Annotated in this window: 22 protein-coding genes; 6 read left to right on the forward strand and 16 right to left on the reverse strand. The window is 30.2% G+C overall.

Annotated features, from left to right (window positions below; genetic code table 11):
* Nucleotides 1–63: 63 nt before the first annotated feature.
* Together VCM48_RS01465 and VCM48_RS01470 are read left to right on the forward strand one after the other, a co-directional pair.
* On the forward strand, nucleotides 64–1,098 hold the full coding sequence (locus VCM48_RS01465; protein ID WP_482271349.1) for a quinone-dependent dihydroorotate dehydrogenase: 1,035 nt from the start codon (nucleotides 64–66) through the stop codon (nucleotides 1,096–1,098).
* Nucleotides 1,099–1,101: 3 nt separating this feature from the next.
* Nucleotides 1,102–1,716: a LysE family translocator gene (locus tag VCM48_RS01470; RefSeq protein WP_482271350.1), complete on the forward strand. Its 615-nt coding sequence runs from the start codon at nucleotides 1,102–1,104 to the stop codon at nucleotides 1,714–1,716.
* A 2-nt stretch (nucleotides 1,717–1,718) separates the two neighbouring features.
* On the opposite strand, the gene VCM48_RS01475 is transcribed toward VCM48_RS01470, so the two are convergent.
* From VCM48_RS01475 to VCM48_RS01485, 3 genes are read right to left on the reverse strand one after another with little or no spacing between them, the layout of a single operon-like run.
* A complete protein-coding gene (locus VCM48_RS01475) occupies nucleotides 1,719–2,213 on the reverse strand; it encodes a hypothetical protein (protein ID WP_482271351.1) in 495 nt (164 codons plus the stop codon).
* Nucleotides 2,206–2,751 (reverse strand): YfiT family bacillithiol transferase, encoded by a 546-nt coding sequence (locus VCM48_RS01480; RefSeq protein WP_482271352.1) that lies wholly within the window; start codon nucleotides 2,749–2,751, stop codon nucleotides 2,206–2,208. The genes VCM48_RS01475 and VCM48_RS01480 overlap by 8 nt, the downstream gene beginning before the upstream one ends.
* A complete protein-coding gene (locus VCM48_RS01485) occupies nucleotides 2,751–3,437 on the reverse strand; it encodes a tetratricopeptide repeat protein (protein WP_482271353.1) in 687 nt (228 codons plus the stop codon). Before VCM48_RS01485 ends, VCM48_RS01480 begins: the two co-directional genes overlap by 1 nt.
* A 230-nt stretch (nucleotides 3,438–3,667) precedes the next feature.
* Here VCM48_RS01485 and lon point away from each other — a divergent pair, with 230 nt between their 5' ends.
* Nucleotides 3,668–6,124: an endopeptidase La gene (gene lon / locus VCM48_RS01490; protein WP_274639760.1), complete on the forward strand. Its 2,457-nt coding sequence runs from the start codon at nucleotides 3,668–3,670 to the stop codon at nucleotides 6,122–6,124.
* Between the two features lie 61 nt (nucleotides 6,125–6,185).
* Here the strand turns inward: lon and VCM48_RS01495 are convergent, their stop codons facing one another.
* The 3 genes from VCM48_RS01495 to VCM48_RS01505 are packed head-to-tail and all read right to left on the reverse strand — an operon-like array spanning nucleotide 6,186 to nucleotide 6,760.
* Complete coding sequence (locus tag VCM48_RS01495) at nucleotides 6,186–6,365, reverse strand: hypothetical protein (protein WP_124588444.1); 180 nt, start codon at nucleotides 6,363–6,365, stop codon at nucleotides 6,186–6,188.
* 27 nt (nucleotides 6,366–6,392) lie between these two features.
* The gene (locus tag VCM48_RS01500; protein ID WP_274639761.1) at nucleotides 6,393–6,563 is read right to left on the reverse strand and encodes a hypothetical protein; all 171 of its coding nucleotides are present in this window, start codon (nucleotides 6,561–6,563) and stop codon (nucleotides 6,393–6,395) included.
* Between the two features lie 26 nt (nucleotides 6,564–6,589).
* The gene (locus tag VCM48_RS01505; RefSeq protein WP_164723413.1) at nucleotides 6,590–6,760 is read right to left on the reverse strand and encodes a hypothetical protein; all 171 of its coding nucleotides are present in this window, start codon (nucleotides 6,758–6,760) and stop codon (nucleotides 6,590–6,592) included.
* A gap of 280 nt (nucleotides 6,761–7,040) precedes the next feature.
* Here VCM48_RS01505 and VCM48_RS01510 point away from each other — a divergent pair, with 280 nt between their 5' ends.
* Nucleotides 7,041–7,247 (forward strand): hypothetical protein, encoded by a 207-nt coding sequence (locus VCM48_RS01510; protein WP_482271354.1) that lies wholly within the window; start codon nucleotides 7,041–7,043, stop codon nucleotides 7,245–7,247.
* 13 nt (nucleotides 7,248–7,260) lie between these two features.
* Here the strand turns inward: VCM48_RS01510 and VCM48_RS01515 are convergent, their stop codons facing one another.
* Nucleotides 7,261–8,856: a helix-turn-helix domain-containing protein gene (locus tag VCM48_RS01515; RefSeq protein ID WP_482271355.1), complete on the reverse strand. Its 1,596-nt coding sequence runs from the start codon at nucleotides 8,854–8,856 to the stop codon at nucleotides 7,261–7,263.
* Between the two features lie 396 nt (nucleotides 8,857–9,252).
* On the opposite strand from VCM48_RS01515, the gene VCM48_RS01520 reads away from it, so the two are divergent.
* On the forward strand, nucleotides 9,253–9,687 hold the full coding sequence (locus tag VCM48_RS01520) for a hypothetical protein (RefSeq protein WP_099214525.1): 435 nt from the start codon (nucleotides 9,253–9,255) through the stop codon (nucleotides 9,685–9,687).
* A gap of 73 nt (nucleotides 9,688–9,760) precedes the next feature.
* Here the strand turns inward: VCM48_RS01520 and VCM48_RS01525 are convergent, their stop codons facing one another.
* From VCM48_RS01525 to VCM48_RS01555, 7 genes are all read right to left on the reverse strand, one after another.
* Nucleotides 9,761–11,989 (reverse strand): M1 family metallopeptidase, encoded by a 2,229-nt coding sequence (locus VCM48_RS01525; RefSeq protein ID WP_482271356.1) that lies wholly within the window; start codon nucleotides 11,987–11,989, stop codon nucleotides 9,761–9,763.
* Between the two features lie 71 nt (nucleotides 11,990–12,060).
* Nucleotides 12,061–12,555, reverse strand: coding sequence for a DUF6702 family protein (locus VCM48_RS01530; protein WP_482271357.1), 495 nt, complete (start codon nucleotides 12,553–12,555; stop codon nucleotides 12,061–12,063).
* A gap of 30 nt (nucleotides 12,556–12,585) precedes the next feature.
* A complete protein-coding gene (locus tag VCM48_RS01535; protein ID WP_482271358.1) occupies nucleotides 12,586–13,383 on the reverse strand; it encodes a carboxypeptidase-like regulatory domain-containing protein in 798 nt (265 codons plus the stop codon).
* Nucleotides 13,384–13,474: 91 nt separating this feature from the next.
* On the reverse strand, nucleotides 13,475–14,275 hold the full coding sequence (locus VCM48_RS01540; protein ID WP_274639767.1) for a carboxypeptidase-like regulatory domain-containing protein: 801 nt from the start codon (nucleotides 14,273–14,275) through the stop codon (nucleotides 13,475–13,477).
* Between the two features lie 4 nt (nucleotides 14,276–14,279).
* A complete protein-coding gene (locus tag VCM48_RS01545; RefSeq protein WP_482271359.1) occupies nucleotides 14,280–15,095 on the reverse strand; it encodes a carboxypeptidase-like regulatory domain-containing protein in 816 nt (271 codons plus the stop codon).
* Between the two features lie 4 nt (nucleotides 15,096–15,099).
* The gene (locus VCM48_RS01550) at nucleotides 15,100–15,792 is read right to left on the reverse strand and encodes a carboxypeptidase-like regulatory domain-containing protein (protein WP_482271360.1); all 693 of its coding nucleotides are present in this window, start codon (nucleotides 15,790–15,792) and stop codon (nucleotides 15,100–15,102) included.
* Between the two features lie 217 nt (nucleotides 15,793–16,009).
* A complete protein-coding gene (locus tag VCM48_RS01555; protein ID WP_482271361.1) occupies nucleotides 16,010–16,540 on the reverse strand; it encodes a hypothetical protein in 531 nt (176 codons plus the stop codon).
* 213 nt (nucleotides 16,541–16,753) lie between these two features.
* Between VCM48_RS01555 and pepE the strand changes: the two genes are divergently transcribed.
* Nucleotides 16,754–17,461 carry a dipeptidase PepE gene (pepE, locus tag VCM48_RS01560; protein WP_482271362.1) on the forward strand — a complete coding sequence of 236 codons (708 nt, stop codon included), beginning with the start codon at nucleotides 16,754–16,756 and terminating at the stop codon, nucleotides 17,459–17,461.
* A 168-nt stretch (nucleotides 17,462–17,629) separates the two neighbouring features.
* Here pepE and VCM48_RS01565 read toward each other — a convergent pair whose 3' ends face one another.
* Together VCM48_RS01565 and folD are read right to left on the reverse strand one after the other, a co-directional pair.
* Nucleotides 17,630–18,259 carry a cation efflux transmembrane domain-containing protein gene (locus VCM48_RS01565; RefSeq protein ID WP_482271363.1) on the reverse strand — a complete coding sequence of 210 codons (630 nt, stop codon included), beginning with the start codon at nucleotides 18,257–18,259 and terminating at the stop codon, nucleotides 17,630–17,632.
* A 162-nt stretch (nucleotides 18,260–18,421) separates the two neighbouring features.
* On the reverse strand, nucleotides 18,422–19,306 hold the full coding sequence (gene folD / locus VCM48_RS01570) for a bifunctional methylenetetrahydrofolate dehydrogenase/methenyltetrahydrofolate cyclohydrolase FolD (RefSeq protein ID WP_099214514.1): 885 nt from the start codon (nucleotides 19,304–19,306) through the stop codon (nucleotides 18,422–18,424).
* Between the last annotated feature and the right edge of the window lie 64 nt (nucleotides 19,307–19,370).

The following is a 19,370-nucleotide window of genomic DNA, read 5'->3' on the forward strand; positions in this document are numbered from 1 at the left end:
TCAGAAGCTCCATTTTTGGAGCTTTTTTTATATTTAACAAACAAGACAAACTAAAATAAACTGATGTACAAATTACTTATTCGTCCAATTTTTTTTCTTTTTGATCCTGAAAAGATTCATCATTTTACATTTTCATTGGTAAAGTTTTTATCGAAGATACCAGGAGTGCCATCTATTTTTAGAGGAATATATCAAGTAAACGATAAAAAATTAGAGCGTAACTTATTTGGTTTAACTTTTAAAAACCCTGTAGGGTTAGCGGCTGGGTTTGATAAGAATGCAGTGTTGTACAATGAGCTGGCTAATTTTGGGTTTGGTTTTGTTGAAATAGGTACCGTAACACCAAAAGGTCAAGCAGGAAATCCGAAAAAACGCTTATTTCGTTTAAAAAATGATAAAGGAATCATAAACCGAATGGGTTTTAATAATGAAGGTTTAGAAGCAGCAATTGAACAATTAAAAAAGAATAAAGGAAAAATAATTATTGGAGGAAATATTGGTAAGAATACGAATACAGCTCCTGAAAATTATACTGAAGACTATGTAGCCTGTTTTAAAGGATTACATCCGTATGTAGACTATTTTGTACTAAATGTTAGTTGTCCAAATGTATCTAGTCATGCAAAACTTGAAGATGCTGATTACTTAAAGGAACTAATTACTGAAGTTCAAAAGTTAAACAACGCTGAAACAGTACAAAAACCAATTCTATTAAAGATTGCTCCAGACTTGAACAACCAACAGCTTGATGAAATTATTGAGTTGGTTGCTGAAACTAAAATTGATGGAGTGATAGCGTCGAATACTTCAGTAAATAGAGATAATTTAAAAGCATCTAAAGAACGCTTACAAGAAATAGGTAATGGAGGGGTGAGTGGACAACCGGTTAAAGATAGAAGCACAAGAGTGATTCAATACTTAACGGATAATTCTAATAAAGCATTTCCTATTATTGGAGTAGGAGGTATCCATTCTGAAAAAGATGCTTTAGATAAGCTAAATGCAGGTGCAGATCTAGTACAAATTTATACAGGATTCATTTATGAAGGACCAAGCTTGGTAAAAAGAATCAATAAAGCTATTTTAGCTGAAAGTTAATTTATGCTAGAAACCCTTATTTCTTTTGTTTTTGCTACCGCTACCTTAGCTATTTCACCTGGACCTGATAATATTTTTGTGTTAACACAAAGTATTGTTAATGGTAAAAAATATGGATTAGCTACGGTTGCTGGTTTAATGACAGGATGTATAATTCATACAACTTTGGTGGCTTTTGGAGTATCAGAAATCATAAAACAAAACCCGAACTTATTTTTCATTATCAAGTTATTTGGAGCAGGGTATTTACTGTACTTAGCTTTTCAAGTGTATAAAAGTGATGCTAATATTGCTTTTTCAACTGAAAATGTTGAGAAAAAATCAACACTACAATTATTCAAAACAGGTTTTTGGATGAATGTGCTAAACCCCAAGGTTACAATTTTCTTTTTGGCGTTTTTCCCACAGTTTTTGTTTTCTGACAGCTTGTCAAACGTACTCCAGTTTTATGTACTAGGAGGATTATTCATTTTGACATCTTTCTTAATATTTTCTTCCATTGCTATTTTGGCAGGAAAAATTTCTGATTATATTAAACAGCATAATAAAGTAGGAATATACTTAAAGTGGGCACAAATTGTAGTGTTTGTAGGTATTGCTCTGTTGATTTTACTGTAAGGTTAACGAAGCCATTTTATCATGTTCGGAAAAGTCAAGTGAGAAGAATCTTCTTTGCTATTTTGATGACAAAGTCCCATCCATTCTAGTAAAGGTAAACCTATGTAATTTTTGTTTTCAAATTGTTCTATAAGCCATTTGGATTGGTTTTTATAGCCGTTTTCATGAAAAACAATTTCTGGAGCTAAATTCAGTTTATGCAAAGCAGCATATGACCATATAACAGTGGCTATTTCGTCGCCATCACTGGGCCAATTTTCAGGCATTTCAGGAGTACCAATAAGAAGTCTTTGTTCAGGTAAAGTGGTAGCTATATGCCCAGCTTCATGTAATAAATCACCAGGATATTGTAACTTGTTTTTATCCACTAAAATATTCCCTTTATATAATTTTAATCCAGGTAAAAAGCAAGGCTCATCAAGTTTTTGATAAATGATACCAATACCTATTTCTTCAATAAAAGAAGTGATAGTATGTAAAAGTTTCTCTTTAAACATTGTTTATTTGTAGCCAATTCTTCCTGATTAATAATTGTTCAATATGCGCATAGTGATGGTTACAATGCCAAGCATAAATTCCAATATTTTCTTTTAAGCCAACTTCTTCATTTCCGTCAGGATGGATAAACGATTTGTTTAAGTCTTCTTCAGTTAAACCTTTCATGAAGTAAACCCATTTGGCATGTAATGCCTTTAGAGTATCTAACGAAAGTTGAATAGGAGCAGTTTTGGAATCAAATAATTCAGCCCAACGATCTTCAAAATAAGTTTTAATAACTGGTTTATCTTCTGTTAAAGCCCATTTAAAGCGAGTATAAGAATTATGATGACTATCAGCACAGTGATGTATCACTTGCCTAATTGTCCAACCTTCTTCTCTGTACGGAGTATCTAATTGTTCTTCGGATAAATCAGAAACTAACTTATTCAGTCTTTTTGGAAAGTCTTCTATAGTTTCAATCCATTTAGCAATATTTTTAGAAGAAATGTTATTTGGAATTTCAGGTTTACCAATAGGATATTTTAACTTTTCCATTACTCTTCTTTTTTTGAAGTTAGTTTTTCTAAATTTCGTTTAGAACTACTATTTTCAGGATTGATAGCTAGTGCTTTTTTATAGTATTCAATAGCTTTTATAGTATCTTTCATTTTAGTATAAGCATCAGCAGTACTATCATAGGTATTAGAGCTATTAGGGTATAATTCAATATTTATTTTAAAAACATTAATAGCATTTTCAAACTCATCTTTTCTAAGATATTGATAACCCAATCTGTTTAAGTTTCTCTCTCTAATTACAGGATTTAAACTATCTTTTTCTTTAATAGCTTTATAACCTTTTAAAGCAGCTTCAAAGTTACCTTCTGTTAAATACTCACTAGGTGTTTTTTCTCCTTTTTTTAACTTTTTAAAAACATATTTTTCACCATCATGTTCTCTTTTTTCTGCTAACTCTATTTTGTTCTCAGAGGTGTTAAAAATTAACTTTTCATTTAACTCTCTAACGTAAAAAGAAGAATCGTTTACTTTTAAAGGTTCTAAATCTTGATTACGCCATTTTATAAGTAAATTATTATCTTCATTAAAAGTAACTTCTATAATTTCATCAGCATTAAAATAATATCGCCCGGTTACTTTTTCTATAAACTCTGGAGAGTTTGTTTTAGAACTACAGCTAATTAGTAATAAGGTAAGTGAAAGAATTAAAAATTTAAATTTCATTTTTTGGTTAGTTTTTGTTGAAATATTATACTAATGAGACGACTCAAAATAAAATAAGTTACAAATTAAGTTATTTATAACTTTCGTTGGCATAGGAATTGAATTATACTTGGTGCGATAGACATAAGGTGTTTTGTATTCTTTTGTTTATCAGTTGATTAAGGTTTTTAAAAAGTGGTTTTCTTTCAATAAAAAGATGAAAAGTGCCACTATGACAGAATAAATAAGATATGAGTAAATCAAAAATATTACATTTAGACAATTTGTCGCTTCAAGATGTTTTTAATGAAGATTCGGAGTTAATTCCATTACTAACACCAGAAGATGAAGAGTTAATAAATAGAGAAAGTATTCCAGAAGAGTTACCAATTCTTCCATTACGTAATACAGTTTTATTTCCAGGAGTTGTAATTCCAATTACTGCAGGTAGAGATAAGTCTATTCAGTTAATTAAAGATGCTAACAAGGGAGATAAGGTTGTAGGAGTAGTAGCGCAAAAAGATAGTGAAGTAGAAGATCCAGGAATAGATGATATTTATCAAACAGGTGTGGTTGCACAAATATTACGTGTGTTAAAAATGCCTGATGGTAATACAACTGTAATCATTCAAGGTAAAAAACGTTTCGAGATTGAAGAAGTTATACAAGAAGAACCTTATTTAAAGGCTAAAGTAAAAGAAGCAGTTGATGAGCGAGAAATTGATGATCAAAAAGAGTTTGATGCTATTATTGAATCAATTAAAGATTTAGCATTAGAGGTTATTAAAGAAAACCCTATGTTACCTTCAGAGGCGTCGTTTGCGATAAAAAATATTCAATCAAGTTCATTTTTGGTGAATTTTATTTCATCAAATATGGAGTTAAGCGTATCGCAAAAACAAGTGTTGTTGGAAAAAGACAATTTAAAAGAGCGTGCGCTACTAACGTTAAAAAACTTAGATAAAGAGCTTCAAAAACTACAGTTGCGTAATGATATTCAGTCTAAAACACGTTCTGATTTAGATAAGCAACAACGTGAATATTATTTAAACCAACAATTAAAAACCATTCAAGATGAGTTAGGTGGTGTTTCTCATGAGCAAGAGCTAGATGAAATGCGTGCTAAGGCAAAGTCAAAGAAATGGAATAAAGAGGTTGGAGAAACTTTTGAAAAAGAGTTAAACCGTTTAAGACGTATGAATCCTCAAATGGCCGAATATGGTGTTCAACGTAACTATTTAGAGTTAATGTTGGAGTTACCTTGGGGAGAGTATTCAAAAGATAAATTTGACTTAAAAAGAGCTGAAAAAATCTTAGATAGAGATCATTTCGGATTAGAGAAAGTAAAAGAACGTATTATAGAACATTTGGCTGTTCTTAAGTTACGAGGTGATATGAAATCGCCTATTATCTGTTTATATGGACCTCCAGGAGTTGGTAAAACATCGCTTGGTAAATCGGTTGCTGAAGCACTAGGACGTAAATATGTACGTATGTCTTTAGGTGGTTTACGTGATGAAGCTGAAATTCGTGGACACCGTAAAACTTATATAGGAGCGATGCCAGGTCGTTTAATTCAAAATATTAAAAAGGCAGGGACTTCAAACCCAGTGTTTGTATTAGATGAAATTGATAAGTTAAGTCAAAGTCATCAAGGAGATCCTTCTTCTGCTATGTTAGAAGTTTTAGATCCAGAGCAAAATACATCGTTTTATGATAATTATTTAGAAGTAGGGTACGACCTTTCTAAGGTATTATTTATTGCTACAGCTAATAACATTAATCAAATTCCGTGGGCATTGAGAGATCGTATGGAAATTATTAATGTTACAGGCTATACTATTGAAGAAAAAGTAGAAATAGCAAAAAAATACTTATTTCCTAAGCAATTAAAAGAGCACGGATTATCTAAAGAGCATTTAACAGTAGGTAAAAAGCAAATTGAGAAAATAGTAGAAGGATATACAAGAGAATCTGGAGTTCGTGGTTTAGAGAAACAAGTAGCAAAAGTAGTTCGTTTCGCTGCAAAATCTATAGCAATGGAGGAGGAGTATAATGTTGCTTTAACAAATGAAGATATAGAAACTATTTTAGGACCTGCACGTTTAGAACGTGATAAATATGAAAGTAATGATGTGGCAGGAGTAGTTACTGGATTGGCTTGGACAAGTGTTGGAGGAGATATTTTATTTATTGAATCTATTCTTTCTAAAGGAAAAGGTAACCTTTCAATTACGGGTAACTTAGGTACGGTAATGAAAGAATCTTCAACAATTGCAATGAAGTATATTAAATCTAATGCGGAGGAGTTTGGAATAAACCCTGAAGTATTAGATAAGTATGATGTACACATTCACGTACCAGAAGGAGCAACTCCAAAAGATGGACCGAGTGCTGGTATTACTATGCTAACTTCTTTAGTATCTTTATTTACGCAACGTAAAGTGAAAAATAAATTAGCTATGACAGGTGAAATTACGTTACGTGGAAAAGTACTTCCAGTTGGAGGTATTAAAGAAAAAATATTGGCTGCAAAACGAGCTAACATCAAAGAAATTATTTTGTGTGCTGATAATAAAAAAGATATAGAAGAGATAAAAGAAAGTTACTTAAAAGGATTAACATTCCATTATGTAACCGATATGAGTGAGGTAATTGATATTGCACTTACCAAACAAAAAGTTAAGAATGCTAAGAAACTTGTATAGTTTATAAAAAAAGCCACTTATTAAGATATAAGTGGCTTTTTAATTTTAACAAGTTACTTGATTACATAGTAGCTATTTCGTCACCTGGAAGTGCAAATGGCTGACACCAACAAGACACTAATGGAGCTACACCTAAACATACATATCTTGTATGTGGCGGGCATTTTATAGCTCCTCCATTGATTTCTCTTTGTTCTGATTTATTCAAAACATTTCCTAATTTTGAAATTGAGTTTAACATAATTAATAGATTTTAGGTATTAACTTTTTAATGATCAAAGTCTTCAAGAGGTTCTTCAGCATACTCAAACTCACACCAGCAACCTAACCAGTTACACCTTAATACTTGACCTCTAGGGCAAGTTATTTGGCCTCCATTGATTTCTCTTTGTTCTGATTTGTTCAAAACGTTTCCTAAGTTTGCAATTGATTTTAACATGATTGATTAGTTTTAGTTATTTGTTTTTAATGATCAAAATCTTCAAAAGGTTTTTCAGTATATTCTGGCTCACACCAGCATCTTATCCAGTCACATTTTAAATAAGTTCCTCTAGGACATACAATTTGACCTCCATTAACTTCTCTTTGTTCTGACTTATTCAAAACATTTCCTAAGCTTGAAATTGATTTTAACATGGTTAATTAATTTAATTTTCCTTACTCTATTATATGCTTTTCAGGTTCCGCATTTAAGAATTATGTATCACAAATATTGGGAGATTAGGAGAGGAAAAGAAGCATATTAAGTGACTATTTAAGAAAAAAGTAGGTACTATTTTAAAAAAATAGCACTATAAAAAAGTGTTTAAGTATTTGTTTATGAGTTGTTTGTTGTTTTGTTTTGGAGTGATGTATGTGTAAGTGAAAAAGAACTGATAAAAAAAGTAACTTTACCTAAACAGAAAAATTAAAACTTATGAAATGCTTATCTATTGAGTCGTTAATGAAGTATGAATTAACATCAGAAGAAAAATTTAAAATATTTGCAGGAGACCCAATTGCAAAACCAAACACAGAAGTATTTGGTGGACCTGATACAGATGGAGAAGAAGATTGTTTACCTCCACCTCCTGGAGAGGACAGTAAAGATAAATGCTATGAGTACAAAGTTTTTAGTATTTAAAATAATTACAACACTATAACTCTTTATTAATTTTTTCTATAAATTGATAAGGAGTTATACCTATATGTTTTTTAAAAATTCGAGTAAAGGACTTAGAGTTCTTGTATCCAGCTATTTCTCCAATGGCTTGAGTTGTATAAGATCTCACTTTCTTGTCATTACTTAATACTCCAATAATATAATTAATTCGTAACTCATTTGTATAATCATTAAAACTCATTTTTTTATAATCTTTAATGATTTTTGATAGGTAGGTAGTATTAGTACCTATTTTTTTTGCCGCATTATACAGGTTAAACTCTTCTTTTAAAAAGTATTTTTTCTCCTCTATTTTTAATAAACCGTTAATAATTTGTTGATGTTGTTCATCTTTTATTTTTACGGTATTAGATGATGAAAAAGATTTTTCATTTAAGTTTTCTTTTTTTGAGATTTTAGCTAATAATTCATCTAATTTTTCATTAGCTTTTCTTTTTTCTTTAGAATTTTTAAAAACTAGGAAACTAATAATTAATAGAGTAAGGATTAGTATTATAAAAATTGTTCTGTAATAAAAACTTTTGTTAGCAATGTATTCTTTTAATTCTTTTAACTCTTTTATTTTTTTATCAAGATCTATCTTGTAGGCTCCATTGATTTGCTGTTTTTTTCTTGAAGTAAGTTTTTCATAATCAATAATAAAAGTGTTTAAATGATATTTAGCAGAGTCTATTTTATTTTGCTTAGAGTGAATTTTAGAAAGGTAATAATGTGTGTGTAAATAATTGTAATCTAGAATTGTGTCTTTTTTTATTTTTAAAACCTTTAGAAAGTTCTCTTTTGCTTTGTTTAGATTATTAGACATATAATAATTATAGGCATTATTATAATAACCTTTATACAAGTATGATTGTGATTTGCTTTTTTCAAATAATTCTAAGCTTTTCTCAAGGAAAGAACTGGCTTTAGAGTATTCTTCTTTTAAAGTATAGATAGTCCCTTTGCCATAATAAACTTTACCAGTGTAATAGCTGTTAAGATTGAACTCTTTTGTTTTTAGTATGGAATTATAGTAATGTAATGAAGAATCTGCATATTGTTGTTTCTTTTTATCATTTTTATATAAGGTAGCATAAATAGCGGCAACATTAAACATTCTTTTATACTTACTACTATAGTATTTATTAGAAAGAGCGTCTTTATTTATTTCTATAAGTTCAAGAGTTTCTTTTGCTTTATTAAGAGCTTTGTCCAACTCTCCCATATCTTGGTAAATGAGCGCTATATTACCTTTAATTTTAATAGTTCGCTCAATATCTTTAGCTAAAAAAGCGTAGTTTTCAGCTGCTATATAATTTTGTAAAGCAGATTTAATTAACTTTTTTCTTTTATCAGAATTACCTAATAATATATGGATGTCAAAGAGTAGAGAGAAGTTTTTATTAGTTTTGGCTATCTTGGGTAGATACTTATTTATACTATCTTTAAAAGGAATGTTTATAGGCTGTTTTTCTCTTACTTTTAAATATTCTGTAGCAGCATATCCAAAAGTCTTGTAAGCAACATTATCACTTTGTAAAAGCTTATTCATATAATATAGAGAGCTATCAACGCCAATTTCTCTATTCAAGTAAAACTTTTTTTTAAAATCTTTTAAATCACTCTCGCTATACTTCTTTGTTGTTTGAGAGAAGGAAACAAAACAAGTAAAAAATACTAAGAAGAGAAACGAAATTTGTTTTAACATGATTTTTTAGAGGAGTTAAAGAATTAATAGGAACTGCAAAATAAAAAATATTTAAATATTTTGAGCTATTAATAAGCTGCTTGTTTTGTTCTTTTTTAATGATTTATAGAGTGTTATTAGTCTATACACAGGCTACCATAGTAAATAATGTTCAGATAAAAGAAAAGAACTTAGATGATAATTAAAAAGATAAAATACTTTTTATAGGTAAAAAACGTTGTTGTTTTAGTTATATTTAAAAACTTAAAAAACAATATCAAATTTAAACCCTTAAATTTTATGAAAAAACTACTTTTATTAACAGGTCTTTTATTCTCTGTAGCTTCGTATTCTCAAATTGAATTTATTGAAACTACTAAAACTGAAATAGTAGGAAAGATAGAGTATGTTTATTTAGAGAAAATAGGAAACGAAGCTTATAACTTTTATTATAAGAATATTAACGATCCTATTCACGAGTATGTTCATTTTTCTTTTAAAAACTTAGATAATGATGTAGAAAAACTACATCAAATAATCGTAAAAGGTTTTGAAGAAAACCCAAGAGATCCTTATAAAATTAAAGCAAACGGGGATGTAATTTGGTTAAAATATACAAAGGTTGATGGAGTTGTTATGTTACAAATTCAACAATATGTAAGCAGAGATCCAGATATTATGACAGTTTCTAAATTACTTACTTATGAAGAAGTAAATAAGTTATTTAGTAAATAATAATTAAGATGATAAGTTAAAAAAAGCAGCCTTTAAGGCTGCTTTTTTTTATGACTAGGTTTTTGTAACCTTATTAATTTTTTGCTTTGTTTTTAAAAGCATCAAATTTGTTTGTTGTTTGTTTAGGCCAGCTGTTGTTTGAGGTATCAATATCAGCAGTTTCTAAATCAGGATCTACAACAATGCTTTTAATTTCTTGTGAAGAAGTAAATACTCTGAATACTTTACGTTCATCTTTCTTCCATATTTGAGCAGGGAAGGTTTCACGTTTTTTAGTACCATCAGCATATGTTAACTCCACAATAATAGGCATTACTAAACCTCCTGGTTTTTCAAACTCTACTTGATACATATAGTTAGGAATATCTTTTAAGCTAGCTTTTTTATCAGAAGGTAACCCTTTGATGTATGCTTCTACTTCAGATTTATCAGCGTTTTCTTTGTCAGTAGTTAAGTATACTAATTTACCTAATTGAGCAAAGTAAGAAGGATATTGTTGTTGTAACTTCTTAGTTTTTTCATTTGGTTTATTGGTTAAATATAAAGGCTTAACCTCTTTAATTCCAATATCCGTATAATCAGTTGTATAGAACCAACCTCTCCAGAACCAATCTAAGTCCATACCAGAAGCATCTTCCATTGTTCTAAAGAAATCAGCAGGAGTAGGGTGCTTAAACATCCATCTTTTAGAGTATGTTCTAAAAGCGTAGTCGAATAATTCAGGTCCCATAATTGTTTGACGTAACATATATAAACCTGCTGCTGGTTTAGTATAAGCATTAGGTCCAAAATTATGTACATAATCACCTTGAGACATAATTGGACTTAACTTATTCTGATCTAAACTCATGTAACGAACAATATCTTTAGGTAAATTACCAGTATTAAAGTTTGGATCGTAATCTAATTCAGCTAAAATTTCTACAAAAGAGTTTAACCCTTCATCCATCCAAGTCCACTGACGCTCATCAGAATTTACAATCATAGGGAAGAAGTTATGACCAACCTCATGAGTAATTACTCCAATCATTCCGTTTTTAACTCTATCAGAATACGTTCCATCAGGATTTGGACGTCCATAGTTAAAACAAATCATTGGATATTCCATTCCTTGACGTTTTGCGTGTACAGAAATAGCTTTAGAATATGGATAATCAAAAGTCATTTTAGAATACTCTTCTAAAGTATTAGCAACAACACGAGTTGAATGCTCTTCCCATAAAGGATTTCCTTCTTTTGGATATAATGAAATAGCCATCACATCTTTTCCGTTGATGTTTACTGCCATTGCATCCCAAATATATTTTCTTGACGAAGCAAAAGCAAAGTCACGTACTTGGTTAGCTCTAAAATGCCAAGTCTTAGTTTTTGTAGTTCCTTCTTTCTCGTTTGCTTCAGCTTCAGCCTGCGTTACAATAAATACAGGGTTTTTATACGATTTTCTAGCTTTTTCAAAACGCTTGCGTTGTTCTTTTGTTAAGACTTCTTTTTCGTTTTGTAATTCACCTGTAGCCTCTAAAATATGATCAGCAGGAACTGTAATTTTTACATCGTAATCACCAAATTCTAAAGCCCATTCACTACGACCCCAGAATTGCATGTTTTGCCATCCTTCAACATTATTATAAACACATAGTCTTGGGAAAAACTGAGCAATGGTGTAGTTTTTATTTCCGTCAGGGAAAGATTCAAAACCAGAACGACCTCCATCTTCAACAGAGTTGTTGATTAAGTAGTTCCACTTAATTCTAAATTTAAAAACTTCACCTGGTGCCAATGGTTTAGGTAAGTTTATACGCATCATAGTACGGTTAATAGTATGAGGTAAATCTCTACCGTCAGCATATTTTACAGCTTCAATATTAAAACCGAATGCTTTTGGCTTGTCCATGTTTTCACTCACAAACTTATCAGGAGTTTGAAAACCATTAGCTCCTTTAGATTCTGCTAAAGGCGATTTAGAATCTGGAGCTCTCATATTTTGATCTAACTGTAACCATAAATACTCTAAATGGTCTTTAGAGTTATTGTGGTAGGTAATATCTTCGTCTCCATATAATCTATCTGTAGCTTCATCTAAACGTAAGCTCATTACATAGTCAACTTTTTGTTGCGTGTATGCATGACCTGGCGCTCCTGATGCTGTACGTTGATCGTTAGGAGTTGCTAATACATCTTTTAATTGTCGAAATTTGTTTTGGTCGGTATGACCTTGCTGGCGTTCTTTTTTAGGAACTTCTTGGGCAAATAAAGAAGCTGATACAAAGAGTGCCGAGAATAATAGCGTAGAATATTTTCTCATTATATGCTTATTAGTTTTTGAATAAATAAGCGGAAAGTTAATGAAATCTTATTACTAAAAAAGAAGGTTTATTAAAAATTTAACAAACCTTTATCATTATCACTCGATAAAAACAAACTTTTACGTTCTTTTTTAACAGTTGCTTTAATAAGGTTTTGTTGATCAGGGAAGTGATCTACTAAAATATCGTTTTCTACTTTTATTGTTTTTGGGAGTGAAACATTTTCAATTTCTAAATAAAAGTAAACAATGTTACCATCATATTCTTTACCTATAAAATTATAGGCTTTTTCTTCATTATTAATAAATATTTTAAAGTGAGCTTTTAAGTATTTATAGTAATATTCATTAATAGACGATAATTCATTTTTAGTAGCAATTTTAAGATTGGTGTTATAATCTTTGTTTATGGCAAGTTCAATATCATCCATAAAAACATTCATAATCATTTGTACACTTTGAGTATCTTCTCTGTATTCAATTTCAGTTAACGCAACATAGTATTTGTGTAAGGTAAATGATAGTAGTAATGGAAGTACTAATAAAAGGATGATAACTTTCTTCATGGTTGATTAAAAATCAATTATTGCGCCAAATTAGTGTTTTCCAATAATTTTAAGGTATTCTGTATGCTCTTTTCTAAAAATTTTAATCACTTTTAACACTTCACGGTTTTGGTAGAGTTTTTCTATGCCTAACGGATTACAATATTCTAAAAAGTGATAATATTTATCTACAGGAATTTTAAGCTCACCAAAAAAGAAGTCTTCACCTAATTCATTAAGTAATTTTGTAGGCATACTTTCTTTAAAAGCTAATTCTTTACGAAGTTTCCATAGTTTTTCTGAGTCTTTTACTGGAAATGTATTGGTAGTACCCATTCCTTCAAAAGCTTTAGTAGGATCTACTCTAACCTCATTAGGCTTTACATGTTTGCTTATATAATCGTCTGAGTGATAATTAGTATAGTTAACATTAGAAAAGTCGGTAGCTTTACTTGCTATTTCTAAGTTTTTATCACGTTTTACTTTTTTAAGGTCTTTAACTAACTCTCCTGAAAGTTCGTTGTTTCTAAGTAAAACTTCATCTAGTTCATAATCTTGTTTTTCAAGGGTAGTTCTTTTTCTGTAGGTGTTAAAATCTGCTTTGGTAAGCTTTTCATAAATAGTTTTATAACCTATACTACTATACCTTATAGAGTCGGTAGGTCTGGCAAAAAGTCTGTATTCTCCTTTATCATTAGAAAATGTTGCTTGGTTTGTTGAAAAGTTAACAATATGAGCATTTTCTAACACACCGTTTTCATCATAAACAATTCCAAAAAGTGTTTTTCGTTCTTCTTGAGAGAATACTAATTGAGATAAAAACAATAAGGTTATTAGAACTTTTTTCATGGTACTTTATAAGGTTAGATTAGTATACACCTAAAGGTACAAAATATTTTAAGAAAGCGTAACTTAAATAACCAAATAGGGAAGAGGTGTTTTAATTGTATTTTTTAGGATTTAGCTTTTTAAATTCTTCTGATTTTTGCTGTAAAAATGTAATCATTGCTACTTCATTATTTAAATAAAGAGTATTGAAGTCATTGGCAGATTCGGCAAAGTAGATGAACCTGTCAATATCCTCTTTTAGTATTTTTATTTCATGCTCAATAACTATATGGTAGTTGTTACGTATATTTTCTATTCTTTTTTCTCTGTCTTCAATGGCTTTATTGTTTTTTAGTTTTCTCAGTCTTCCTGATATTGAATTAATAATATAATCTGTAGATAAAACAAACCCTAGGCCTTCAAGTTTCATGGGACGTCCTCCCATTCCGGTATAGAGCCTTCTTTCAGCAGGAGTAAGTATTCTAGAACCGGCAAAGGGTAGCTTTAATGTTTCAGCATTTATTTCTTTTTCAGATTTTATATGTTTTGAGTCAGAAGAAATATATCCGAGTAAATTATGTTTTTTTATTGCTACTTCATCCAGTTCAATAGGTACTTTTTTTAGTTGTATGTAACTTTCTTGTATTCCGAAGTTATTTATGTTTACTACAAAGTTTTTGGTTTTATAGCCCACAAACGAAATTTGTAAGGTATCATTTACTTTGGCTAAAATCCTAAACTCACCATTATTATTAGTAAAGGTTCCTTGTTTAGTGTTTAGGTTAATAACATGTGCGCTAGAAACGGCACTTACTTCATCTTGTATGGTAGCGTAAAAGAATTTTCTTCTTTCTTGCGCTGTAGCTTTAACTATAAAAAACAGACAAATAATTGAAGGGAGTATATTTTTCATGTGTTTAGTTATTACTAATTACTTTTAAATAGCTCTTACTTTCTTGTTGTAAGATAGCAATCACTTTTAAGAGTTGTTTTTCTTTATATAATTTTTCTATACCTAAGGGATTACAATATTCTAAAAAATGAAGATACTTATCTTTAGGTATGTTAAGTTCTTTATAAAAGAAATGTTCTCCAAATTCTGAGAGTAGCATTTTAGGAAAGCTTTCTTTAAATTTTATTGTTTTTCGGGTTCTTTTTAGCTCTTGTGAGTATTTATCAAGACCAGAACTAAATCCTGTACCAACACCAGCAAATTTAGCAGTAGGGTCAGTTACTTTTCTCATATTAGGAACCCCCATTTTATCAATCTCATCAATAGGCATAATAATAGGGTCTTGAAAATTAATCATAGAAAAATCAATAGCCTTTTTAGCTTTTTCCATACCAATATCTTTAGGAGTTTGTTTAACATCAATAGCAAGTGAACCTATTAAGTTGTGTTTTTTTACTTCCACTTCATCTAATTCAAAAGGAACTTTAATCAGTTTAATTTCGTTTTCTTCCATTCCAAAATGAAGACTCGTAACCTTAACTTTTTTAGTTTCGTATCCTACAAACGAAACCTGTAAGGTATCGTTTGGCTTTGCCAATATTCTAAACTTACCTAAATCGGTACTAAATGTACCTTGTTGGGTATTTAGGTTGATAATATGAGCATTGGGTATAACACCAAGTTCATCATTTAAAACCCCGTATAAGAACTTTCTTTTTTTCTGGGCAGTAGCACCTAATGTGATAAGAAGTAAAAGTGTGATGGGTAGTTGTTTAATCATGCAATTATTTTTTGGTAACTCTTATATTTTCATTTTCTAATAGGTAAGGAGAGGTTTTACTATTTTCAATTAAAACAGCGGTAAGTTCTAAAACTTTATCTTTATTATATAGGTTTATAATTCCTTTTGAAATGCACGCTTGCAAAAACTGATTAATGTTTTCTTTCTTTATTTTTAGTTGTTGTACAAAAAAGCCATCGGTAAAGTGCTTTCTAATTTTTTCAATATTTTTATCTTCAATAGTTGCCTTTTTTAATTGTTTTTTTAGCTTGTTTTTTCCATTTAAAGCATTAATAAGGCCAGTTAAACTAATTGCTACTCCCGATTGAATTTTTACTGTTTTTTCATCTTTTGGTTGTATAACATTAGCATAGGGGAGTTTTAGGGTTTTTGCATTAACAATAGGAGCATTGGTAAGAATATCGTTATCAATTTCTAAAATACTTTTTTGTCTTTCTAGCACTACCTCATCTAACATGTGTGTTTTACTATCAACAAAAATTACAATGTTTTTAGCCTTTATATGCTCTTTAGTAATAGTAACCTCTTTATACTCTAGGTTAAGGTGAGAAATTAATAAGGTATTATTTTCTGCAGCTAAAATTTCAAAACGTCCATTTTCATTAGATACCGCACCAATGGCCATTTTTTTATTAATAATATGCACATCTTGTGTAGCAATACTATCTATAAACACAGTACCGGTAATAATTTTAGGTGTGTTTTGCGAGATAGCAACACAAGAAAAACAAATAAAAAGAACAAGTAACAATTTTCTCATATCACAAATAAACCACCAAGCAGTCTTAAAAATGTTTTAAGAACATGGTAAATTTTTGTTAAACAAAGAAAAAAGACCGTTTGAACAATAACTTTCAAACGGTCTTACGGCATTTAATAAAAAGTATAAAATGTTATCTTTCTAACACAATAGTAGCAGTTCCTGTTATTGCAATAACATCATTGTTTTCTACCTTGTTTTCAGATAAATCTTGTTTTAAAACCATTCTGTTTTTAGAAAACGACTCAATAGTAAATTTTGATTGTATTACATTACTATTACCGTTTTTAAATATTAGTTCATTTCCTTTCACTTCCCATTTACCAGCACTTAAACCTTGTATAGCAGTTGCATTATGGTTTGTAGTTTCTACCTTGTCATTAATCTTTGTTTTAGTTACTATTTTTACAGCTCCTTTGGTTGTATACTTATTAGAGTTTTGTAAAAAGTTAAACGAAAAGTTATAGTCCTCTCCATGTATATTAGATTTACTCTCATAAGATAAAACACGCGAAGTAACTTTAGTTGTATACTCAGAAGTTAAGCTAGTTAAATTCCAAGTACCTTCAGGCTTTATTGAAGCGTTTTCATTTATAGGTATTTCAATGGAATCTGAACAAGAGAATAAAAATGTAATTGTAAAAAGGAAAAATAATTTTTTCATAGTTTTATATGCTTTTGATTTATAAAATAACACCTACAAAAACAACTAGGACTTGAATAACCCTACTTTATTTATCAAATAATTTTACGGTTTATTTTTAACTGTATATTTTCGCCATAAATACTTGTAGAACGTAGTGTTTATAGTAGATTGTAAAACATACGTTTAGCACAAACAAAAGGTGAATTATTAAACTTTTAATAAAAATAAAAAATGAAAAAACTAATTGTAGCAAGTACATCTACCGTTCATGGTAGTGGGTACCTAGAATATATTTTACCCACCTTAAAAAACTTTTTTAAAGAAGCAACTACCATACTATTTATTCCGTATGCACGCGCAAGCGGAAAAACATATGATGAATACACTTCTGTAGCTCGCAAAGCTTTTGCTACAATTGATAAAGAAGTGGTTGGAATACATGAGTTTGATAACCCGAAGGATGCTGTTTTAAAAGCTGAAGCAATTTTTACAGGTGGAGGTAATACGTTTGAACTGGTAAACCAATTATATAAAAATGATATACTACCAGATTTAACAACGGCAGTTGAAAACGGAACTCCGTATTTAGGTACCAGTGCAGGAAGTAATATTTGTGGGGTAACTATGATGAATACGAACGATATGCCTATCGTATATCCACCGAGTTTTAAAACCTTAGGGTTTATTCCGTTTAATATCAATGCACATTATTTAGATCCTAATCCAGACTCTACCCACATGGGCGAAACACGAGAAACGCGTATTAAAGAGTATCATATATTTAACGAAACTCCTGTGTTAGGACTACGTGAAGGTAGTTGGTTAGAGGTTAACGGAGCAACTATTACGTTAAGAGGAAGTTATACTGCACGTTTATTTAAACAAGGAAAAGAACCAGTAGAGTTAGATACAAATACTGAGGTTAACCAGTATTTTTAATACGATTTTACAGAGAATAACTTATAAAAGAAAACTCCAAACAACAGTTTGGAGTTACTTGTAGTGTTATAGATTTTTTTGTTTAAATAATTATTTTGTTGTTTAGTTAGATGGTATTAGAAAGGAGGAGAGTAGTAGTTTTATATTTATTGCACGTTGATTTTTTATCTAATCGCAACAGCAGTTTTTATCGCTTTTAGCTTTTTCAAAGCATTCTCTTCCTTCTTTAAAGGCAAAGTATGAAAGTCCAAGTGTTCCAATACTGTCTATATAAGGAATACTAAACAATTCATAAACTCCGCTACTCACAAGTAAAATTATAGACATATAAACACAGACCATTGTACAATTTGCATCGGCTAAAATTGGTGCGGAATTAAGTTGATTACCAACCTTTCTTTTCCAAACAACCAATATCCACATTATTAGGATAGAAATTATAGAAATCACAACACCCCAAAAAGTTGTAAGTGGTTTATGTCCTGTCCAGATATTATAAATACTGGTTACTACAAGTCCAAAAACCAATATATAAAAAGCAATTCCAGTAATTCTTAAAGCCGTTCGCTCAAAATCATCACGTTTACTATTAGGATTTTTTTGAATTCTTACTATCATATGGGCAATTCCAAGTCCTGAAATAACCTCTATGAAACTATCTGATCCAAAACCAAAAAGAGCAAGACTTTCATCTTCAAACCCTAAGTAAGTTGAGATAATTCCTTCTGCAATGTTATAGATTATTGTAAATATTGCAAGTCCAAATGCTATTTTATATAGTTTTTTGTTATCTGCCATTAAAATCTATTTTATTCTGTTTCTCAAGACTTTTACAACTTGACACTAAACAATATAACAAAAAGATAGTTAAATATGGTTAACAAGTGCTTTTAACTGATATTACAACAAAAAAAGACTGCTTTTAAAGGCAGTCTTTTGTATTATATATAATGTGTGTTTTTAATCTTCTTCTTGTCTACGTTCACAAGCTAATAAGGTGTTTTTTAATAGCATTGCAATTGTCATCGGTCCTACACCGCCTGGTACAGGCGTAATGTGAGATGCCTTTTCTTTTACCTCATTAAAAGCAACATCACCTACCAATCTAAAACCTCTTTTCTTAGAAGGGTCGGCAACTCGTGTAATACCTACATCTATAATTACTACATCGTCTTTTACCATATCACCTTTTAAAAATTCAGGAATACCAATAGCAGCTATAATAATATCTGCTCTTTTAGTAACCTCTTTTAAGTTTTTGGTTCTACTATGTGTTAGAGTAACTGTTGCGTTTCCTACTTTTCTTTTTTGTGATAGTAAAATACTCATTGGGCTACCTACTATATGGCTACGACCAATAACTACTACATCTTTACCAGAGGTTTCAATATTATAACGATCTAACAATTCTAAAATTCCAAAAGGAGTTGCAGAAATGTATGTTGGTAAATTTAACGCCATTTTTCCTACATTCATAGGGTGGAAACCGTCTACATCTTTATCAGGATTTACAGCCATTAATACCTTTTGTTCGTCAATATGATCGGGTAGAGGTAGTTGTACTATAAAACCATCAATATCATTATCTATATTTAAAATAGCAATTTCGTTTAATAATTCTTCTTCAGTAGTTTCTTCAGGAAGACGAATCAAAGTAGATTCAAACCCTACGCGTTCGCACGCTTTTACTTTTGCATTTACATAGGTTAAACTTGCGCCATCATTACCAACGATAACAGCTGCTAAATGTGGTGTTTTTTTATCGTTAGCTTTTAATGCTGCTACTTCTAAAGCAATTTCTTCTTTAATGTCTGCTGATGTTTTTTTACCGTCTAGTAAAATCATTTGTGTGTGTTGTTGTGTGTTATTGTTAATCTAAAAAAGAAAAAAGAGAAGTCGACAAAACTTC

The sequence above is a fragment of the Tenacibaculum sp. DPLXC6 genome (genome assembly GCF_056815515.1).

Excerpts from the sequence above, each read along its gene's own strand:
- VCM48_RS01470 (WP_482271350.1), top strand. The coding sequence starts at position 1,102 with ATGCTAGAAACCCTTATTTCTTTTGTTTTTGCTACCGCTACCTTAGCT.
- VCM48_RS01555 (WP_482271361.1), bottom strand. The coding sequence starts at position 16,540 with ATGAAAAAATTATTTTTCCTTTTTACAATTACATTTTTATTCTCTTGT.
- folD (WP_099214514.1), bottom strand. The coding sequence starts at position 19,306 with ATGATTTTACTAGACGGTAAAAAAACATCAGCAGACATTAAAGAAGAA.
- VCM48_RS01475 (WP_482271351.1), bottom strand. The coding sequence starts at position 2,213 with ATGTTTAAAGAGAAACTTTTACATACTATCACTTCTTTTATTGAAGAA.
- pepE (WP_482271362.1), top strand. The coding sequence starts at position 16,754 with ATGAAAAAACTAATTGTAGCAAGTACATCTACCGTTCATGGTAGTGGG.
- VCM48_RS01565 (WP_482271363.1), bottom strand. The coding sequence starts at position 18,259 with ATGGCAGATAACAAAAAACTATATAAAATAGCATTTGGACTTGCAATA.
- VCM48_RS01525 (WP_482271356.1), bottom strand. The coding sequence starts at position 11,989 with ATGAGAAAATATTCTACGCTATTATTCTCGGCACTCTTTGTATCAGCT.
- VCM48_RS01465 (WP_482271349.1), top strand. The coding sequence starts at position 64 with ATGTACAAATTACTTATTCGTCCAATTTTTTTTCTTTTTGATCCTGAA.
- VCM48_RS01480 (WP_482271352.1), bottom strand. The coding sequence starts at position 2,751 with ATGGAAAAGTTAAAATATCCTATTGGTAAACCTGAAATTCCAAATAAC.
- VCM48_RS01505 (WP_164723413.1), bottom strand. The coding sequence starts at position 6,760 with ATGTTAAAATCAATTTCAAGCTTAGGAAATGTTTTGAATAAGTCAGAA.
- VCM48_RS01500 (WP_274639761.1), bottom strand. The coding sequence starts at position 6,563 with ATGTTAAAATCAATTGCAAACTTAGGAAACGTTTTGAACAAATCAGAA.
- VCM48_RS01510 (WP_482271354.1), top strand. The coding sequence starts at position 7,041 with ATGAAATGCTTATCTATTGAGTCGTTAATGAAGTATGAATTAACATCA.
- VCM48_RS01485 (WP_482271353.1), bottom strand. The coding sequence starts at position 3,437 with ATGAAATTTAAATTTTTAATTCTTTCACTTACCTTATTACTAATTAGC.
- VCM48_RS01495 (WP_124588444.1), bottom strand. The coding sequence starts at position 6,365 with ATGTTAAACTCAATTTCAAAATTAGGAAATGTTTTGAATAAATCAGAA.
- VCM48_RS01530 (WP_482271357.1), bottom strand. The coding sequence starts at position 12,555 with ATGAAGAAAGTTATCATCCTTTTATTAGTACTTCCATTACTACTATCA.
- VCM48_RS01535 (WP_482271358.1), bottom strand. The coding sequence starts at position 13,383 with ATGAAAAAAGTTCTAATAACCTTATTGTTTTTATCTCAATTAGTATTC.
- lon (WP_274639760.1), top strand. The coding sequence starts at position 3,668 with ATGAGTAAATCAAAAATATTACATTTAGACAATTTGTCGCTTCAAGAT.
- VCM48_RS01545 (WP_482271359.1), bottom strand. The coding sequence starts at position 15,095 with ATGATTAAACAACTACCCATCACACTTTTACTTCTTATCACATTAGGT.
- VCM48_RS01520 (WP_099214525.1), top strand. The coding sequence starts at position 9,253 with ATGAAAAAACTACTTTTATTAACAGGTCTTTTATTCTCTGTAGCTTCG.
- VCM48_RS01540 (WP_274639767.1), bottom strand. The coding sequence starts at position 14,275 with ATGAAAAATATACTCCCTTCAATTATTTGTCTGTTTTTTATAGTTAAA.